Annotated in this window: 16 protein-coding genes and 1 tRNA gene; 2 read left to right on the forward strand and 15 right to left on the reverse strand. The window is 46.3% G+C overall.

The annotated features are described in order from the left end of the window. Window positions 1–29: 29 nt before the first annotated feature. From ACI6NM_RS03005 to ACI6NM_RS03045, 9 genes are all read right to left on the reverse strand, one after another. Window positions 30–123, reverse strand: a tRNA-Sec gene (locus ACI6NM_RS03005). A gap of 151 nt (window positions 124–274) precedes the next feature. Further along, window positions 275–1,393, reverse strand: coding sequence for a glycine/sarcosine/betaine reductase complex component C subunit alpha (gene grdD, locus ACI6NM_RS03010; protein ID WP_262427840.1), 1,119 nt, complete (start codon window positions 1,391–1,393; stop codon window positions 275–277). A 27-nt stretch (window positions 1,394–1,420) separates the two neighbouring features. After that, window positions 1,421–2,980 carry a glycine/sarcosine/betaine reductase complex component C subunit beta gene (gene grdC / locus ACI6NM_RS03015; RefSeq protein WP_022274582.1) on the reverse strand — a complete coding sequence of 520 codons (1,560 nt, stop codon included), beginning with the start codon at window positions 2,978–2,980 and terminating at the stop codon, window positions 1,421–1,423. Window positions 2,981–3,037: 57 nt separating this feature from the next. After that, window positions 3,038–3,511 (reverse strand): glycine/sarcosine/betaine reductase complex selenoprotein A, encoded by a 474-nt coding sequence (gene grdA / locus ACI6NM_RS03020; protein WP_158356884.1) that lies wholly within the window; start codon window positions 3,509–3,511, stop codon window positions 3,038–3,040. A gap of 66 nt (window positions 3,512–3,577) precedes the next feature. Then, window positions 3,578–3,895, reverse strand: coding sequence for a thioredoxin TrxA (gene trxA / locus ACI6NM_RS03025; RefSeq protein ID WP_022274585.1), 318 nt, complete (start codon window positions 3,893–3,895; stop codon window positions 3,578–3,580). Window positions 3,896–3,934: 39 nt separating this feature from the next. Further along, window positions 3,935–4,879 (reverse strand): thioredoxin-disulfide reductase, encoded by a 945-nt coding sequence (trxB, locus tag ACI6NM_RS03030; protein WP_262427839.1) that lies wholly within the window; start codon window positions 4,877–4,879, stop codon window positions 3,935–3,937. 15 nt (window positions 4,880–4,894) lie between these two features. Then, on the reverse strand, window positions 4,895–6,205 hold the full coding sequence (gene grdB / locus ACI6NM_RS03035) for a glycine reductase complex selenoprotein B (RefSeq protein WP_158356997.1): 1,311 nt from the start codon (window positions 6,203–6,205) through the stop codon (window positions 4,895–4,897). A gap of 12 nt (window positions 6,206–6,217) precedes the next feature. Next, entirely contained in the window at window positions 6,218–7,498 is a 1,281-nt protein-coding gene (locus ACI6NM_RS03040; RefSeq protein WP_262427838.1) for a glycine/sarcosine/betaine reductase component B subunit, read from the reverse strand. Window positions 7,499–7,527: 29 nt separating this feature from the next. Next, window positions 7,528–7,911 carry a GrdX family protein gene (locus ACI6NM_RS03045; RefSeq protein WP_022274589.1) on the reverse strand — a complete coding sequence of 128 codons (384 nt, stop codon included), beginning with the start codon at window positions 7,909–7,911 and terminating at the stop codon, window positions 7,528–7,530. Window positions 7,912–8,168: 257 nt separating this feature from the next. On the opposite strand from ACI6NM_RS03045, the gene ACI6NM_RS03050 reads away from it, so the two are divergent. Beyond that, the gene (locus ACI6NM_RS03050; protein ID WP_022274590.1) at window positions 8,169–9,149 is read left to right on the forward strand and encodes a sigma-54 interaction domain-containing protein; all 981 of its coding nucleotides are present in this window, start codon (window positions 8,169–8,171) and stop codon (window positions 9,147–9,149) included. A 105-nt stretch (window positions 9,150–9,254) separates the two neighbouring features. Next, the gene (locus ACI6NM_RS03055) at window positions 9,255–10,244 is read left to right on the forward strand and encodes a DUF4349 domain-containing protein (protein ID WP_262427837.1); all 990 of its coding nucleotides are present in this window, start codon (window positions 9,255–9,257) and stop codon (window positions 10,242–10,244) included. Between the two features lie 61 nt (window positions 10,245–10,305). Here ACI6NM_RS03055 and ACI6NM_RS03060 read toward each other — a convergent pair whose 3' ends face one another. The 6 genes from ACI6NM_RS03060 to ACI6NM_RS03085 all read right to left on the reverse strand — a co-directional run bounded on the left by ACI6NM_RS03060 (window position 10,306) and on the right by ACI6NM_RS03085 (window position 16,611). Further along, window positions 10,306–11,274, reverse strand: a complete 969-nt coding sequence (locus tag ACI6NM_RS03060; RefSeq protein ID WP_316451123.1) for an ABC transporter ATP-binding protein — start codon at window positions 11,272–11,274, stop codon at window positions 10,306–10,308. After that, a complete protein-coding gene (locus tag ACI6NM_RS03065) occupies window positions 11,261–12,247 on the reverse strand; it encodes an ABC transporter ATP-binding protein (RefSeq protein WP_262427836.1) in 987 nt (328 codons plus the stop codon). Before ACI6NM_RS03065 ends, ACI6NM_RS03060 begins: the two co-directional genes overlap by 14 nt. Window positions 12,248–12,259: 12 nt before the next feature. Beyond that, the gene (locus ACI6NM_RS03070; protein ID WP_262427835.1) at window positions 12,260–13,150 is read right to left on the reverse strand and encodes an ABC transporter permease; all 891 of its coding nucleotides are present in this window, start codon (window positions 13,148–13,150) and stop codon (window positions 12,260–12,262) included. Window positions 13,151–13,164: 14 nt separating this feature from the next. Next, window positions 13,165–14,124 carry a nickel ABC transporter permease gene (gene nikB, locus ACI6NM_RS03075; RefSeq protein ID WP_262427834.1) on the reverse strand — a complete coding sequence of 320 codons (960 nt, stop codon included), beginning with the start codon at window positions 14,122–14,124 and terminating at the stop codon, window positions 13,165–13,167. A gap of 74 nt (window positions 14,125–14,198) precedes the next feature. Further along, complete coding sequence (locus ACI6NM_RS03080; protein WP_262427833.1) at window positions 14,199–15,869, reverse strand: ABC transporter substrate-binding protein; 1,671 nt, start codon at window positions 15,867–15,869, stop codon at window positions 14,199–14,201. Between the two features lie 19 nt (window positions 15,870–15,888). Beyond that, complete coding sequence (locus ACI6NM_RS03085; protein WP_262427832.1) at window positions 15,889–16,611, reverse strand: amidohydrolase family protein; 723 nt, start codon at window positions 16,609–16,611, stop codon at window positions 15,889–15,891. Window positions 16,612–16,688 lie beyond the last annotated feature (77 nt).

Consider the following 16,688-nt stretch of genomic DNA (forward strand, 5'->3'; position numbering starts at 1 on the left):
ATTCCTCCTACTTCGATGAATCGAAAAAACGGAGGAGGTGGGAATCGAACCCACCCGAAGGGCTCCTAACCCTTCACAACGGTTTTGAAGACCGCGAGGCACACCAGCAACCTATCTACCTCCAAATTCACATTGCATGACTTGTTTATAATAGCACAGCGTCCTGCATTTGTCAAGGCGAATTTTGTAAATTTTTTACACAAAATACATAATTTCCCCGAAACAGGGAAACAGGCAGAACTTCCACCCGTCTCCCATCCGGGTATCCGGTCATTTAGCCAACATAACCGGCATTCTTTAAGATCTCGTAAGCCTTGTCCTTCTTGTCTGCAGCCATCAGAACGATCGGGCCAGTACAGCCCATACCGCTTTCTGCGTAGATTCCCTCTTTCCAGAGTGCCTGTACAGCGTCTTCCAGGTCCATAACCTCGATACCCGGAATCTGTGCAGTACAGATCTCCTTGGGGGGAGCTGTTACAGCTGCAGCCGGAGCTGCTTCTTTCTTTCCAGCATTCTTTAACTCGTCGATGATCGCCTCAAAGCCGGCCTTCTTTGCTTTTGCAAATTCGTCGTCTGCGATCTTCTTCCAGTTATGCTTTACAAGATTTGTGGCAAACTCCATAGCCCCTGCGATCACAGGAGCGCCGGAAGCACGGGAAACGATCATAATCAGACGATCATAACCATCGCCGATTCCCGGACCGTAGCCAAAGCCCAGGGACTCATAGCTTCCGCCAGTGGTATATGCAGAGAAGATCTTCATCATGAGGTTTCCTGTTAAGGAGTCCATAACCATGATATCCGGAGTTCCGGCTAACAGGTCGTTGCCTCTCATGACGATTCCGCCGTCTGCACGGGCAGATTCTGCGAAATTGATATCATATCTCTGCTCTTTTAATTTTAACAGAGCCTTTTCTGTCTGTCTTGCACCGTCAATGTTGGCAATACCAACCGTCGGATTCTCGATCCCGTCTGCCTTTGCGGCGATGATGCCGTAAATGGCATTCTTTACCATACCAGCGATACGGTCTGTATCAGACGTACCTGTGGTGGTGGCAAGATACATGGGCTTTCCAATGCCGGGGGTAATTACCTTACCAACGGTGGAAACGCCGATGGGGAATGGGTAGTGCATGGTAACTGCAGCGTCGATCTCACCGGAATCCAGAAGCTTTTCCATCTCTTTGTGGATGTCTTCTCCCTCGATGAGACGGGCGTCTAAGCCCTTGTACGCAGCCAGCTCCATGGCTCTCTTAATATTGTCTTCTCCATGCTCACTGCCTTCGGAGGCAAAGCCGATCACCGGCTTTTTGCCGTACTGTCCTGTTTCCAGGGCATCCGCAACTTCCAGGAAGGTATCTGCAATGAGCGTCTTAATTCTCTTATCTGACATAACGCACCTGTCCTTTCTGTTTACGGATTATTCTTCAGAGCCAAGAAGGCCGTTGGCAAACTCACGCATTGCCTGACCGATCATAGCTTTTACCTTAGCCTCATCAAAGCCAGCCTCACCGCCGTTGGCAGCAGAGCCGTCGTTGGCCTGTACAACGAAGGAAACACCGTCGAACAGGTTTGTCATTCTACCAAGGAAAAGGCTTCCCTTACCAATGATCATGGCACGCTTTGTCTCGCCTGCGAGAACTTCCTCACGGAGCGGTCCGATATACGGAACACCAGACGGGATGTGGCCCTGTGTGGGAGCCCAACCGGTCATACCGTGCTCTTTTACGAAGTTAGCGATATCGGTTCTTGCGATCTGGCCCTTCTTAACAGCAAGAGCAGCGATCATCTTATAGTTTGCTTCCGGAACATCGCCAGCGCCAGCCGGTTTTGTGATATCCGGGTTCTGCATCTCCGGAGAGTATTTATCGATATCAGTCATAAGGAGACCTGCGCGCTCTAACGGATCTGCCACCAGGGAGCCGATTACGTTCTGCGGAGCGGAACCTGTTCCGATGGTATGTCTTCCGATGATATCGGTGCGGATCTGCGGGCTTACGCCGTCGTCTGCGCTTACAAGAACAGAGAAGCCTGCGATGGCATCCTCAAGGATCGGAAGGCCTTTCTTCACATGGTCTTTACCGTTCATACCAAGCTTTGCAGTACATCCGCCAGCAGTTACAACAACGTTCTTGAAGGTTCCTGCCTTAACAAGAGCAGCAGCATGCAGCATAGCATGAGCCGGTCCGGCACAGAAGCCACGAACGTCAGAACCAGTTGCGTTGGTGTAGCCTGCGATCTCAGCAGCAGCCTTGGCGAAGTTTCCGCCGCCGCGCTGGTTCATATCGCCGCATGCTTCCTCACAGCAGTCGATCACATAATCAACCTCATCCGGGTTTACGCCGGCTTTCTTTACCAGTTCGATCAGGGAAAGAACGTTGGAAGCCTTTGTAACCAGGTTTTCGAGCATAACATGGGCAGACAGGTTTACGTCTACGTCATGAGCGCGCTTTACAGCACCAACCAGCTTATGCTCAAAGTATAACGGCTCAGCATGCTCGTCGTTTACAAGAGATGCGATCTTCGCATCATCGTTTTCACTGTTTTTATCAAGAGCTGCCAGCTGATCCTCTTTTAAAAGGTTCTGTGCAGCCAGTTTTTCTTTTACAGAAGCAGCAAAGCTCTTTTCGAGCATTACTAACTCAAATACGTCGCAGATCTGGATAAGGCCGTAGAACTCGTCCTCCGGCATGATCTGGCCGTACTTACCATCGCGGGAAGCGTTCTCCCACTTTTTGTCATAGAACGGAAACTCTGTTGCAGCCAGGTCAGCCGGCTTTGCATTTCCGATATATACCTGGTTCGGGATATAAGAAACTGCATCCTCGAAACTTCTTAAATGGTTCGGGAGCTCCTTTAAATATTCGGACTCCGGATTAACGATCATTTCTGTGGTCTGTGTTGTACCGTTATGGATTACCATATCCGGTGTAATGGCCAGAGTATAGCTGGCCCCCTTAAGTACTGGATACCCGTTCATGAAACACACCTCGTAATTTTAAAAAAATGGGGCGCCGGACGGCGCCCCTACACCTTGTTACAGGTATTTACAGAACTCGTCGCGGATGGAAGACATTTCGTTAGCGATGTCATCTACATCCATAACCATTTCCATCATGCTGATCTGTTCGTCGTAAACACCAGCATCAACTTCTGCTTTGATTTCATCCTCACAAATGTGATATACAGTCAGTCCCAACTGGACTCCTGCTAATGGGCCTGCGAAAGTCGGATCTCCTGCAGTAACGGTCTCAGCTGCTAAACCTGCAGCCTCCCCCTCAGCGGCGCCGAGAACAACAACAACGTTCTCCGGTCCATACTGCTCTGCGAAATCTTTTACTCTCTTCTGGTTTTCCAGGTCCATAGCACCCGCGGATGTTCAGACAAAGCATTCAGTAGAAGAATATACTACATCTGCTCCGGCTGTCTTCACACAGGCTTCAATGGCTGGTCCCGGAATACCGTCACGGTCTCCGATGATAACAACTTTCTTGCCATTCAGAATAGCCATAGCATCATTTCCTCCTTATTTTATTTTGTATATAGCAACAGACATTTCTGTCCATATTGCCCGATCTTAGATGTGGGCTTTGATCATAGCCTCGATGTTCTCTACGGTAGCGTCATCCTTCACGCACTCAGCAATCTTCTCGCCGCCCTTGTAAAGAGCGATAACCGGAAGGCCAAGGATCTTCTGTCCGATAGCCAGACGACGAGCCTTTGTGGTGTTGAGAGCTGTGAATTTGATGTCCTTTCCGTAAACATCTTCCATAGCATGTACATGCGGCATAAGAGCCTGGCACGGAACGCATCCGTCACCGTAGAAATCTACAAGAACGGTTCCCTCTGCCTCTAAAACTTCAGCTGCGAAAGTGTCTTTTGTTAACTCTACCATGACTAAAACATCCTTTCTTAATGAAAAATATTAAAGAAATTAGTTCTCGTGCTCAGATACATACTTTTCAGCCTGCATAGCTGCAATGGCGCCGTCAGCGGCAGCCGTAACAACCTGACGCAGTGCCTTTACGCGGATATCTCCAGCGGCAAATACACCCGGGATATTGGTGTGCATGTTGTCGTCGGTCTTGATGTATCCGTGGTCCATATCAAGCATTCCCTCGAAGAGCTCGCTTCTGGGATTGTAGCCGATGAAGCCGAACAGGCCGAATAAGCCGTCTTTCTCATCAGCATCGATACGGGTAAGCTCGCCAGTCTTGGTATTCTTAACGATCATTCCGCTTAAGATATCCTCACCCAGCAGCTCGTCTACAACAGTATCCCACATGAAGTGGAGCTTCGGGTTCTTGAATGCCTTCTCCTGGATGGATTTGGCAGCACGGAGCTCGTCTCTTCTATGGATGATAGTAACCTTTCTTGCGAACTTTGTCAAGTACATAGCTTCCTCAACAGCAGAATCGCCGCCGCCTACTACATACACTTCAAGGTCCTCGAAGAAGTTGGCGTCACAGGTAGCGCAGAAGGAAACTCCCTTGCCCATGAACTCGCCTTCTCTCTTGCATCCGATGGGACGCGGGAAAGCGCCTGTGGCGATGATCAGTGTCTTACACTGATATGTATCTTTGGTTCCGTAAAGCTTCTTTACGGGGCCTTCCAGCTCGACCTTTGTGATGGTATCGCTCGCGCGCTCAGCACCGAACTTTTCAGCCTGTGCTGTCATTCTGGCGATCAGGGACGGGCCGCTCTCGCCTTCTACCATCTGGCCGGGATAGTTTTCAATTTCGTCAGTAATAGCAATCTGGCCGCCATCTTTTGCCTTCTCGATGATAAGAGTAGACAGGCGGTATCTTCCGGAGTACAGGCCGGCAGCTAAACCTGCCGGACCTGCGCCCAGGATAATCACGTCATAGAGCTTATCCATGGATATATCTCCTTATTATTTCCATTCAAATACAGTCTGGTCATCAACCGGAGTCTGTAAAGCTTCCAGTGCTTTAGATACGATCTTTGTTCTGATTTCCTTCTCTTCCTCACGAGTAAGAGCGGGGTTTCCTAACGGATGTGGAATAGCTACAGCCGGAACAATACGGTTTGCGCCTACTGTCTGGGAAATCGGAACTACGGTCGCAATATGAACAACCGGAATACCATAAGCTTCAATAGCTTTAACCATCGTTGCACCGCAACGAGTACAGGTTCCTCAGGTAGAGGTCAGGATCACGGCATCAACATGGTCATCAACCAGCTTCTGTCCGATCTCCGTCGCAAACTTTTTCGCATTGGCTACGGCAGTACCGTTACCAACAGTTGTGTAGAAGTATTTGTGAAGGCTGCCGATCTTTCCTTCCTTGATGAACTCGTTGATCACATCAACCGGAAGTACGCGGTCAGCGTCTTCGTTTGCATATACCGGGTCATATCCGCCGTGAGCTGTCTCGTAGGTCTCAGCTGTCAGATCGGTTACGCCTTCGATATCATACTGGCCATACTTGGAAGCACTGGAGGACTCGATGTGGTCCGGGTTGCCCTTCGGAACGATACCGCCGGAGGTAACCAGTGCGATCTTAGCCTTGCTCATATCCTTGATAGCTGCGCCAGGAGCTACACGGTCAAAGCTGGGCATTTCGTACTCAGTCTCGAATTCCTTGCCATTTAACTTCTTAATAAGCATCTCAACTGCACGCTCAGCACCGCGTTTCTTCTCGAAGAAGTTCTTACGGATACCGTTGGGCAGGTAGCCCTCTTCAGCAGATGCGCCGATAGCCTCTCCCTTAGCAACCTTTAATGCTAACGGAGCCATCTTCTTAACGGCGTCTCTCATGCCGGCAGCGCTGTTCTTTGTGGAAACGATGTACACTTCCTTCTTGAACATGTCAGCGCCCGGGTTCTCTTTGTACATACCGGTGATTACCGGGATACCTTCTTTCTTAACAGCAGCAGCTACGGTACCGCAGGCTACGCCGTAACGACCAGCGTTGAAGGCCGGTCCGCAGATTACTAAGTCCGGATTCTGGCTCTTGATCATATCAAGAACAGTGGCAGTGGCAGAATCTACATTCTCATTGAAGTAGGAGTCACCACAGATTACAGTGGCAACGATCTCTGCCTCCTCGCCAAAGCTCTGCTGGAACGCAAGACCAGGTCCTACGTTGCCTTCGCGAAGCTCCGGCTTATAATCAGCTTTTTCCTCGCCGCCGATGTTGGCGAAGAACTGATTGATATAATGAACAACTCTTAACTTCGACATCATTTCCTCCTATTATCTGGCACTTAACGGATTGAAGCCCATCTCGTTTGTTGCACCTGTGATAACCTGAAGCTCAGCGACGATGGAACCGTCAGCCTGAAGGCTGCCATCGAAACCGCCGGCAATGATATCCGCAACTTCCGGATATCCGATTACCTTGTCCATCTTCGGAAGGTGGATCACTTCATTTGCGTTACCGCCTGTTACAACAGCGTTAGCTGCAGCATCAGCGTCTGCTAAAGACTGGGAAGCGCCGTCGCGGCCTGCGTACTCATCTGTGATGATTACAGTCTTAACGCCCTTGCCCTCGATCTTCTTGCAGTTCATGATCAGGTCAGTATCCGGGTTACCGAAACCTTCCTGAGATACGATAGCGCCGTCTAAGCCAAGCCACTCGCAAAGTTTGGAGGACCAGTCAGAAGAACGCATCTTATCTGCCAGATATACATTCTCGTTGGTGATGATAACGCCAACGAAGTTTAAAGTCTTTCCATGCTGGGCAAACAGATCTCTGATTACCGGGTTATTCAGATGGTGGTAGGTTGTGTTCTTGTCGCAGGCAGATACACAGTTACCGCTTACGATCGCACCGTCCATGATCTCTGTCGGCATGATGATTGTGGACAGGGACTGCTTTGCGTCAACACCGTACACATATGTATCATGCATAAGACCCTGGCTCTGTAACATAAGAACATAGCCAATTCTCGGCAGCTCCGGCCACTTCTCGATACCTTCCTTAACAGAAACAGTCTCGAAAGTCTCAACCTCTTCTGCTACGATATCTTTTGCCAGCTTACCGATATAATCGGCAGTCTTTAATCCGGCCATACGAACAGCCTTCTCATGTGCATGCTTTGCAAGTCCATCGATCGGCTCACAAACAACTACAAGGTTGTTGAGTTTGGAGAATGGTGTGTATTTGGATCCCTCTCCTGTCATGTCGATGATACCTTCCTGGAAGCCCACGATCTTACCAGTTGTAACAACTGCGCTGCCGCGAAGTACGTTTGTACGTCCGCTTCCCACAGGAGCTACCTTGGAGATCATTCCCGGGAACATAGCACCCTCACCGCTTACTTTTACACGGGGCTCGATAACGTCTTTAACCGGCATGATACGAACGCTCTCGCCAGGTCTTGCGATATCAAGCTCAACGGATTTCAGGTTCTCGTCCTCAAGAATAAGGGCTTTCAACTCGTCGGCATTCACATAGATGGTACCGTTTTCCACCTTGGATTCAGCTCCAAACTGAATGTCGTTAATCGGAATGATTCCTAATTCGAGTTTCATTGTTTACGCTTACCCCGCTTTCTTAAAAACTACAAGATTTTTTGAATCGCTCCCTCGATCAGTGACAGATCCACTGCCTGGAAATCTTCCAGGAGGTTCTGCGGCCAGTCCGGAGTCTTCCGGATCGACTGGAACTTACGGCAAGCCGTGATTCCATTTTCAATGGTGATCTCCTGCTGGTAGAATTCTTCTTTGTCCACAGGACGGTCAGATACCATCACAGATTTATAAGGAGTCTGATTGGGCTTCAGGCTTCCCGTCATCGGATGCGTTTCCAAACACCAGCCATTCTGGATATAATCCCGGACTTTCACGAGTACGTCCATATAACTCTGTCCATCCAGGTATTCCACCTGTATCTGGTCACCGTATTTTACCAGACACATCTGGTTATTTGTAATAATCCGATACATTTTTCCCTCACCCTTTATTGATACAGGAATTTCCTGTTTCAACCATTTTATTTATTAATCATAGGAATACCTTGTATTGATATTTCCTATATATAGAATGTACCACATTTCTTTCCAAAAGAAAAGGGGTATGAAGTTTTTTTCTTAATTTTTTTTCCTTGTGTATGAAATTTATTTCTTGATTTTGAAAAACATTTCATATATAATTGTATCATGATTGGACAATTATTGAATATTTTGTACAGAAAGGCCGGATCATGGACAATAAAACCTTTAATTCCGCATACTATATGGAGACAAAATCCCCCTCCTATGCAAGAACGCTCCTGGACTGCAAGCGGGTGGCCGCCTCCAATGCCAACGTTCTCCTGATCGGGGAATCCGGAACTGGAAAGGATGTGGCCGCCCAGTATATCCACGCCTTAAGCCGGCGGTCCGACAAGCCCTTTATCGCTGTCAACTGCAACGCCTATACAGAATCCCTGCTGGAGCCGGAGCTTTTCGGCGTGGAGCCGGGGATCTTTTCCGACACCATCCGCCGCCGGGTGGGAAAATTCGAGCTGGCCGACCACGGAACTCTCTTCCTGGATGCCATCGGCGACGTCAGCATGACCACCCAGGTAAAGCTTCTGCGGGCCATCGAGACCAAGGAGATCGAGCGTCTGGGCGGAAATAATAAGAAGGTTCTGGATTTCCGCCTGATCGCAGCCACCAGCCGGGATCTTCCCACCAAGGTCATCAACGGCGAATTCCGCGAGGATTTCTTCTACCGGATCAGCACCATTGTGATCCGGATCCCGCCTTTAAGGGAAAGGAAGGAGGATCTGGAAGGAATGATCCATTTTCTGCTGAAAAAAGCCCAGGAGGAAAACGGGATCCGCATCGACCGGATCGAGGATAAGGTGTGGGAGTTCCTTATGAATTATGATTATCCTGGGAACGTCAGAGAATTAAAAAACACTCTGGACCGGATGGTGGTTCTCTCCCAGGATCATGTGATCACCACGGAGGGAATCCCGATCCTCTATAACCTGAAACGCATGACGCCCGTCACCACCTATTCAGCCCACCAGCTGGTCACCTGGAAAGAATTTAAAAGGCGGAGCGAAAAAGAATATCTGGAGTGGGCCCTTCGCCAGACCGACTGGAATATTTCCGCTGCTTCCCGGGAGCTTTCCCTGAGTACCCGCCAGATTTTCAACAAGATCAACGAATATGATATTGAAAAGCCATTTTAGATGACATTTTTCTGAATTTTTTCTTACATACATTGAATCTTCTCTCTTTATATGATAATCTGAAATCAACAAAATGGACGATGTATTTTTGAAGGGAATGGTTTTATGAAAAAGAAACGATCATCGAGATTTTCCGCATCTGTGCTTCTTCCCATGGTCATCGCCTTATGCCTGGGCCTTACAGCCTGCGGAGCCAGTGCGGCCGGCGGAAAAAACGAGGCGGAAACGGTCATGGAAACAGCGGCAGCCGCCGGAGACACGCAAGGTGAAACTGTAACAGAAGGCGGAGACAGCCTTACAAGTCCGGCTTCTCTCTCCTCCCCACAAACGGCCGGTCGAAAGCTGATCCGGAACGTGGACCTCTGGGCTGAGACCGAGGATTTTGAGGGCCTCTTAAGATCCATCCATGAGCAGGTCGCCTCTCTTTCCGGCTATGTGGAGCAGTCCGATGTTTCGGGCAGCAGCATCCAGCGCGACAGCCGTCCCTCCAGGCGGCACGCCTCCATCACTGCCCGGATCCCGGCAGATCAGCTGGACTCCTTTCTCCAGGTGGTGGAGGACCAGGCCAATGTAACTGAGCGGTCGGAAACCGCCACCGATGTGACCCTCCAGTACAGTGACCTGGAAAGCCGGAAAAAGACTTTGACCACAGAACAGGAACGGATCTGGGCGCTCCTGGAAAAGGCCGATACCCTGGAGGCTGTCATTGCATTGGAGGAGCGGCTGTCAGAGATCCGGTATCAGCTGGAATCCATGGAATCCCAGCTGAAACTCTATGACAACCAGGTGGATTACAGCACCGTATCCATCCACATCTCTGAGGTGGCCGTTTATACGCCCACAGGTTCCCAGTCTGTTGGAGCACGGATCCAGGATGGCTTCAAACGGAATCTTACCTCTGTAAAAACAGCGGTCGTGGACCTGTTCGTCCTGGTCGCCTCCACTCTTCCCATCTGGCTCCCGGCGATCCTGGTGTTTGCCGCAGCAGCAGCAGGGATCCGGTATTATATAGGAAGAAACTCTTCTGGGGAGAAGGGGAAAAAGGACACATGCGCCTCTAAAAAAGATTTAGGGGACATTAAAGAAAAAAGTTAGGAAGCAATATTAAAGCATAATATATTTACAGGCGAAGATTGTATGAATCTTCGCCTGTTTTTTAAAGACGATGACAAGCAGCCATATGGCCGGATGCTACTTCCCTTAATTCAGGTTCATGTTCCGCACATTCTTTTGTTGCCATAGGACACCTTGTATGGAAACGACACCCCGAAGGGATATGAGCTGCTCCAGGAACCTCACCCTTTAAAATAATTCTTTCACGTTTTTCATGTCCAGATAATATAGGTACTGCCGAAAGCAATGCCTGCGTATAAGGATGAGCCGCATGAGAAAATAGCTCTTCTGTTTCTGCCAGTTCCACAATTTTTCCAAGATACATAACCGCAACACGGTCACTGATATGTTGTACCACGTTAAGAGCATGAGAAATAAAAAGGTATGTTACCTTGTAAGTATCCTTTAAATCCATTAAAAGGTTAATAATCTGCGACTGAATAGACACATCCAGTGCTGAAACAGCCTCATCACACACAATAAATTCCGGCATCAAGGCCAAAGCTCTGGCAATAGCTATTCTCTGCCTCTGTCCCCCAGAGAATTCATGTGGATACCGGTTAGCGTAAACCGGACTCAACCCCACTTGTATCAATAACTCATTGATCCTTTCTGCTGCCTCTGCTTTAGAATACCCACACTTAACCGTTAATACTTCGTTTAATAATCCTTTTACTGTTTGTCTTGGGTTTAAGGATGAATACGGATCCTGAAAAATAATTTGGAGATTTTTTCTCATATCTCGAAAATCAGAGCGTCCAATCTTCAGCAAATCTTCATTTTTATAATAAACTGAGCCTGCCGAGGGATCATTAAGCCGCAAAATCGCACGCCCCGTAGTTGTCTTTCCGCAGCCAGATTCACCTACCAACCCCAAAGTCTCACACTCTTTTATATTGAAAGATATCTTATCCACTGCGTGAATGTGGCCAACTGTTCTTTGAAGAATGCCTTTTTTAATGGGAAACTGAACTTCCAGGTCTTTAATTTCCAACAGATTACCGTCCATCATGCACCCCCCTCTTTAAACAACGTACCATTCTTCCTCCTATCACTTCTGGTACAGGTTCCTCCCGCATACACCTTTCTTCCGCATAAGGGCATCTTGGATAAAATCGACATCCTGGAGGGAAATTCATAGGATTAGGAACAGCGCCTTCAATAGTCTCAAGACGTCCTCCTCTTTTTACCTTAATTCCAGGAATTGACATAATCAGCAGCCTTGTGTATGGATGCCAGGGATCCTCAAAAATATCTTTCATAGATCCCTGTTCTACTATTTTACCTGCATACATAACTGATACTGTGTCTGCCATCTGAGATACAACCCCAAAATCATGAGTAATTAACAGGATGGACATCTCCATTTCTTTCTGAATCTCTTTTAGGAGTTCTATAATCTGTGCCTGAATAGTCACATCCAATGCCGTCGTCGGTTCATCTGCAATTAAAAGTCTTGGATTACTAGCCAAGGCAATTGCAATCATGACCCGCTGCCTTAATCCGCCTGATAACTGATGCGGAAATACCCGGATTCTCTCTTGCGGCTCCGGAATCCCTACCCGCGTCAAAATATTTAATGCCCTTTGGTAAGTGTCCTGTTTGCTAAGTTCTGGCTGATGCAAGCGGATCATTTCCTCCAACTGTCTTTTCACACGATATACTGGGTTTAACGAGGTCATGGGTTCCTGGAAAATCATCGAAATATCCTTCCCCCGGATTCCACGCGCCTGATCTTTTGTATAATCCTTCGTTTCCTTTCCATTGATTTCAATTTTATCTGCAGATACTTTTGCGGTCGGAGCAAGCAAGCGAATCAAAGAAAGAGAGGTCTGTGTTTTTCCGCAGCCAGATTCTCCGACCAGTGCCATAGTTTTTCCTTTTTCTATCGAAAATGATACCCCATCCACAGACTTTACAATACCCTCAGGTGTGTGAAAGTATGTCTTCAGATTCTGAACTTCAATTATATTTTCTTTCGCCATGGCAACCCCTCCCTATACTCGCAACCGTGGGTCAAAAGCATCCCTTAGTCCATCGCCGATCCAGTTTACCGCTAATACAGTAAGAGAAATCGCAATGCCAGGAATCGTTGTTAAATACGAAGCTGTCTGAAGATAGTTACGACCTTGATTTAGCATTACTCCCCAATCAGGCAAAGACGCGTCAACTCCCAGTCCCAGGAAATTCAGGCTTGCCGCCGAAAGTATCGCACTTCCGACCGCCAACGTCAATTGAACAATGATTGGTCCCATACAGTTAGGCAAAATATGGTTAAACATTATTCTCATGTCACTGTAACCAGCTGTATTTGCAGATTCAACATACTCTTGCGTTTTGATACTCAAAACCTGTCCACGGGTTAATCTTGCGAAACGCGGCCAACTGACAATCGCCAAAGCGATCACTATATTTTTCTGGCTGGATCCCAGCGCCGCCATAATTGCAATTGCAATAATCAAAAAAGGGAATGACATCATAATATCAGTAAATCTCATTATCAGATTATCTATAATACCGCCAAAATAGCCACTGATGCATCCCAACGTAACACCAACTGCCGCAGATACAATAGCAACAGACAGACCAGTTAAAACAGAGGTTCTTCCCCCATAAAGAAGTCTGGAAAAAATATCTCTTCCATAGTCATCCGTTCCCAATATATGTCCTGGAGTGCCAGGAGGAAGCAACATATCTCCCAAAACCATATCCTTAACAGGATCATATTGAGTGAACAACGGGGCTGCTGCACACATAAATACAATGATTCCAAGAATCAAAGCTCCAAGAAGGGCAATTCTATTTTTTAAAAACCGCCTTCCAACATCAGACCAATATGATTTAGCAGGAACCATTGAAAAATCATCATTAATTATTTCTTTTTTCAATTCTATCCCTCCTATCAGTTTAAACGGATTCTAGGATTAAGCCACGCATAAATAATATCCACAAACAAGTTAATTAAAAGAAATATCGCACATAGAATCAGAGTATTTCCCTGAATCATTGGATAATCCCTTCTTGCAATGGAGTTCATAGCCAGCCTGCCAACTCCGGGCCAAGAAAAGATTGTTTCTGTAACCACCGCTCCTCCCAAAAGAGCACCAATTTCACTTCCCAGTACTGTAACCACTGGAATCATAGCATTCTTAAATGCATGACGAATGATAACTATTTTATCTTTAAATCCTTTGCTTTTTGCAAATCTTATGTAATCCTGATTTAGTACTTCAAGCATACTGGAACGAATCATTCGTGTCTGTGTAGCCGCCAATCCAAGTCCTAAAGAAACCGCAGGGAGGAAGAGGTGAGATAGAAAAGCCCCCAATCCATCCCTGTCTATATATGCAATACCCTGGCTCGGAAAAATTTTCAAACGCAGCGACAAATAAATGATAAGGACCAATCCAAACCAGAATTTAGGAAGCGAAACCCCAATGGTCGCTAAAAATGTCGCAATAGAATCCCATATACTATTATGTTTGACAGCCGCTAAAATTCCAAGCGGCACCGCTACTAAAAGGCCCACGAGAACCGAAGCAACAGTTAGGATAAGCGTAGCAGGCATTCGCATCATTACAGTATCAAAAACATCTTCACCTGTGATGTATGATGTTCCCAAATCCCCCGTTACTGCTCCAGTTATAAAATCCATATACCTTTCAAAAAATGGCTTATCCAGCCCGAGCTCTGCCCTTACAGCATCATATTGTTCCTGCGATACACTTTGTGTGTCTCCTGATCCCAGCATAAGAAGAACCGGATCACCTGGTGTAATATATAAAAGGCTGAAAATCATAAAAGAAATAATCAAAAGCGTTGGAATCGCCACCAGGATGCGCTTAAAGATATAACTCCACATACATTTCCTCCTCTCCTGGTATTTAAAATATGGCGGGTACTGCTAAAAGCAGCCCCCGCCTTTCTCTCACTTCTCTACTCAGATATGCCTACATTTCTATATCCATTACAGAGAGAGTACCATAAAGTCGGTGCCTTTTCAAAATCTGTCACCTTTTTGTTCATTCCAATCTGTACATACTCAAAATATCCAAACATATGCACTGCATCCTTTACTATCATACTTGACGCATCTGCTAAAACCTTACCGCGCTCTTCTGGATCAATGGTTACAGCCGCCTTTTCGATCAGCGCGTCACATTCAGGGTTATCATAAAAAACTCTGTGCGAGTTACTCTGGCTTAAAGTTGTATGGAATAGCATTTCCATCCCATTTAAGGAACTTCCTCCTCCCATAACGAACATCTGGGTTTCTCCTGCCTTAATATCTGTCAACATGGTAGCCCATTCTGTAGGCTGAGCAACACAATCAATTCCTATCTGTTTTAACTGAGTAGAAATGATCGTTCCTAACTTTACCCGGTTATTATCATTATTGGGAGTCTTAATCGTAAAAGAGAATTTCTTCCCGTCTTTTTCATAAATCCCATCAGCACCCGTCTTCCATCCTTTACTTTCTAATATCTTTTTAGCACCCTCCGGGTCATAGGCAACGGCATTTTCTTTCCATAGTGTCTCATCTGCACCCGGAAGTTCAAGAGGAATTGGTCCGTATGCACGCACTGCCAGTTTCACCCCTGCACTATTTTTGAAAATAGCATCCACAGCCGCATCTAAATCCACAGCCATAGTCAGAGCCTTTCTTATTTCTGGATCTGTGAAAAGAGGATCTTTACAATTAAATCCCGCATACCGATACCATCCGAGTGTATTTGGCACCAACTCAAGATCTTCCTGTGCAGCGATGGCATCAATATCTGTAGATAACACTTGAGCTGTAATGTCAATTTCTCCATTCTGAAGAGCAATCGCCGAAACAGATTTATCCGGTATAATTTTAAAAATCACTTCATCCACATTAGGAGTAATGTAATAATCAGAGTTTTTTTCCAAAACCACTTGATCATCCGTCTGATACGATACGTATTTAAATGCACCAGAGCCCACTGGCCAGGCATTCAGATCAAATCCTTCATCAATTGCTTTTTTCGGGAAAATCATTACACGGGAAAGTGTAAACAAAAACAGGGCTTTGGGCTCCGGTGTAGTAAAACGCAAAGTAAAATCATCCAGAACCTCCACTGATGAAACCACACTGCTTAAATTTGTCTGTTGCTTGGATCCATTAGCCGGATCCATAGTCCAATCCATGACCCACTTAACATCTTCTGCTTTAATCTGTACTTTTTCATCTCCGAACAACTTATTTCCTGTATGCCAGTATGCATTTTCTCGAATCTTTACATCCCATGTACAGTCATCTGGGTTCGTATAGCTTTCTGCCAGAACAGGAATACATGTATTGGCATCATATTCAAACAAACACTCATAAACGTTGCTGATCACATACCTGTCTCCATCAGAAGTGAAATCCCAGGGAAGAAATGTATCAATTGTGTATGGAGTTCCAATAGTAATAGTCTTTCCAGTAGATGAGCTCGTTTCTTCAGCCGCTTCTGTCGCTTGTATATCTTCATTTTTTTCTGACTGTTTCGAGGCGACTGTAGAAGTCGTTTCTTCTTTTGGAGCACATGCTGTCATAATCATCATCGCAGAAAGAATAACTGAAATAAACCTTTTTTTCATACTAACTTATCCTCCTTACTTAAATTGTATTATGATAAACCTTTCCATCGATCATAGTCATACGGCAAAGCGTTAAGTTATCTAATGGATGTCCATCAAAAATTGCAATATCCGCGTCCTTTCCCGGTTCTATGGAACCAATACGTTCTTCTAATCCTAAAACCTGTGCTGGATAAATTGTAATCCCCCTCAATGCCTCCTCTTCTTTTAAGCCTCTGGTCATGCATAATCCAACTTCCATAGGTAGCCACGCAGTCTTTCCAGCTGTATCTGCAGTTAAACTGACATGTACTCCCGCGTTGGAAAGAATACCCGGAGTATCCATACGGATTCCCCATACTTCCTGTTTTAAAGGCGATAATCTTAATGGCCCTACGACACATTTACATTTCTTCGATGCCAGCACATCTTTTATCATGTAGCCTTCTGTACAGTGCTCCAAAACATAATCTAAGCCAAACTCCTCTGAAATTCGGATAGCAGTCATAATATCATCCGCTCTATGGCAATGAATTCTAACCCGCTGCTCTCCTCTCACTACTTTTACGAGAGCTTCCATTTTAAAGTTAGGGGCTGGAGCTTTTTCTGGATCTATTTCCCCCTCCAAAAGCTTTTTTGAATATGTTTTTGCATCATATAAGGTTTTTCTGATTAGAGCTGCAGTACCCATCCGTGTCCATGGTTCTAATTTTCTTCCACCGTAAAAGCGTTTTGGATTTTCCCCTAAGGCAAATTTCATCATTTCAGTTCCCGGTATACACATCTCATCTACCGTGGTTCCTCTAAGCTTTAGTGCGAAACCTTGTCCACCAATACAGT

The organism is Pilosibacter sp. YYHA0881 (assembly GCF_051602715.1).
GTDB lineage: Bacteria > Bacillota > Clostridia > Lachnospirales > Lachnospiraceae > Alitiscatomonas > Alitiscatomonas aceti.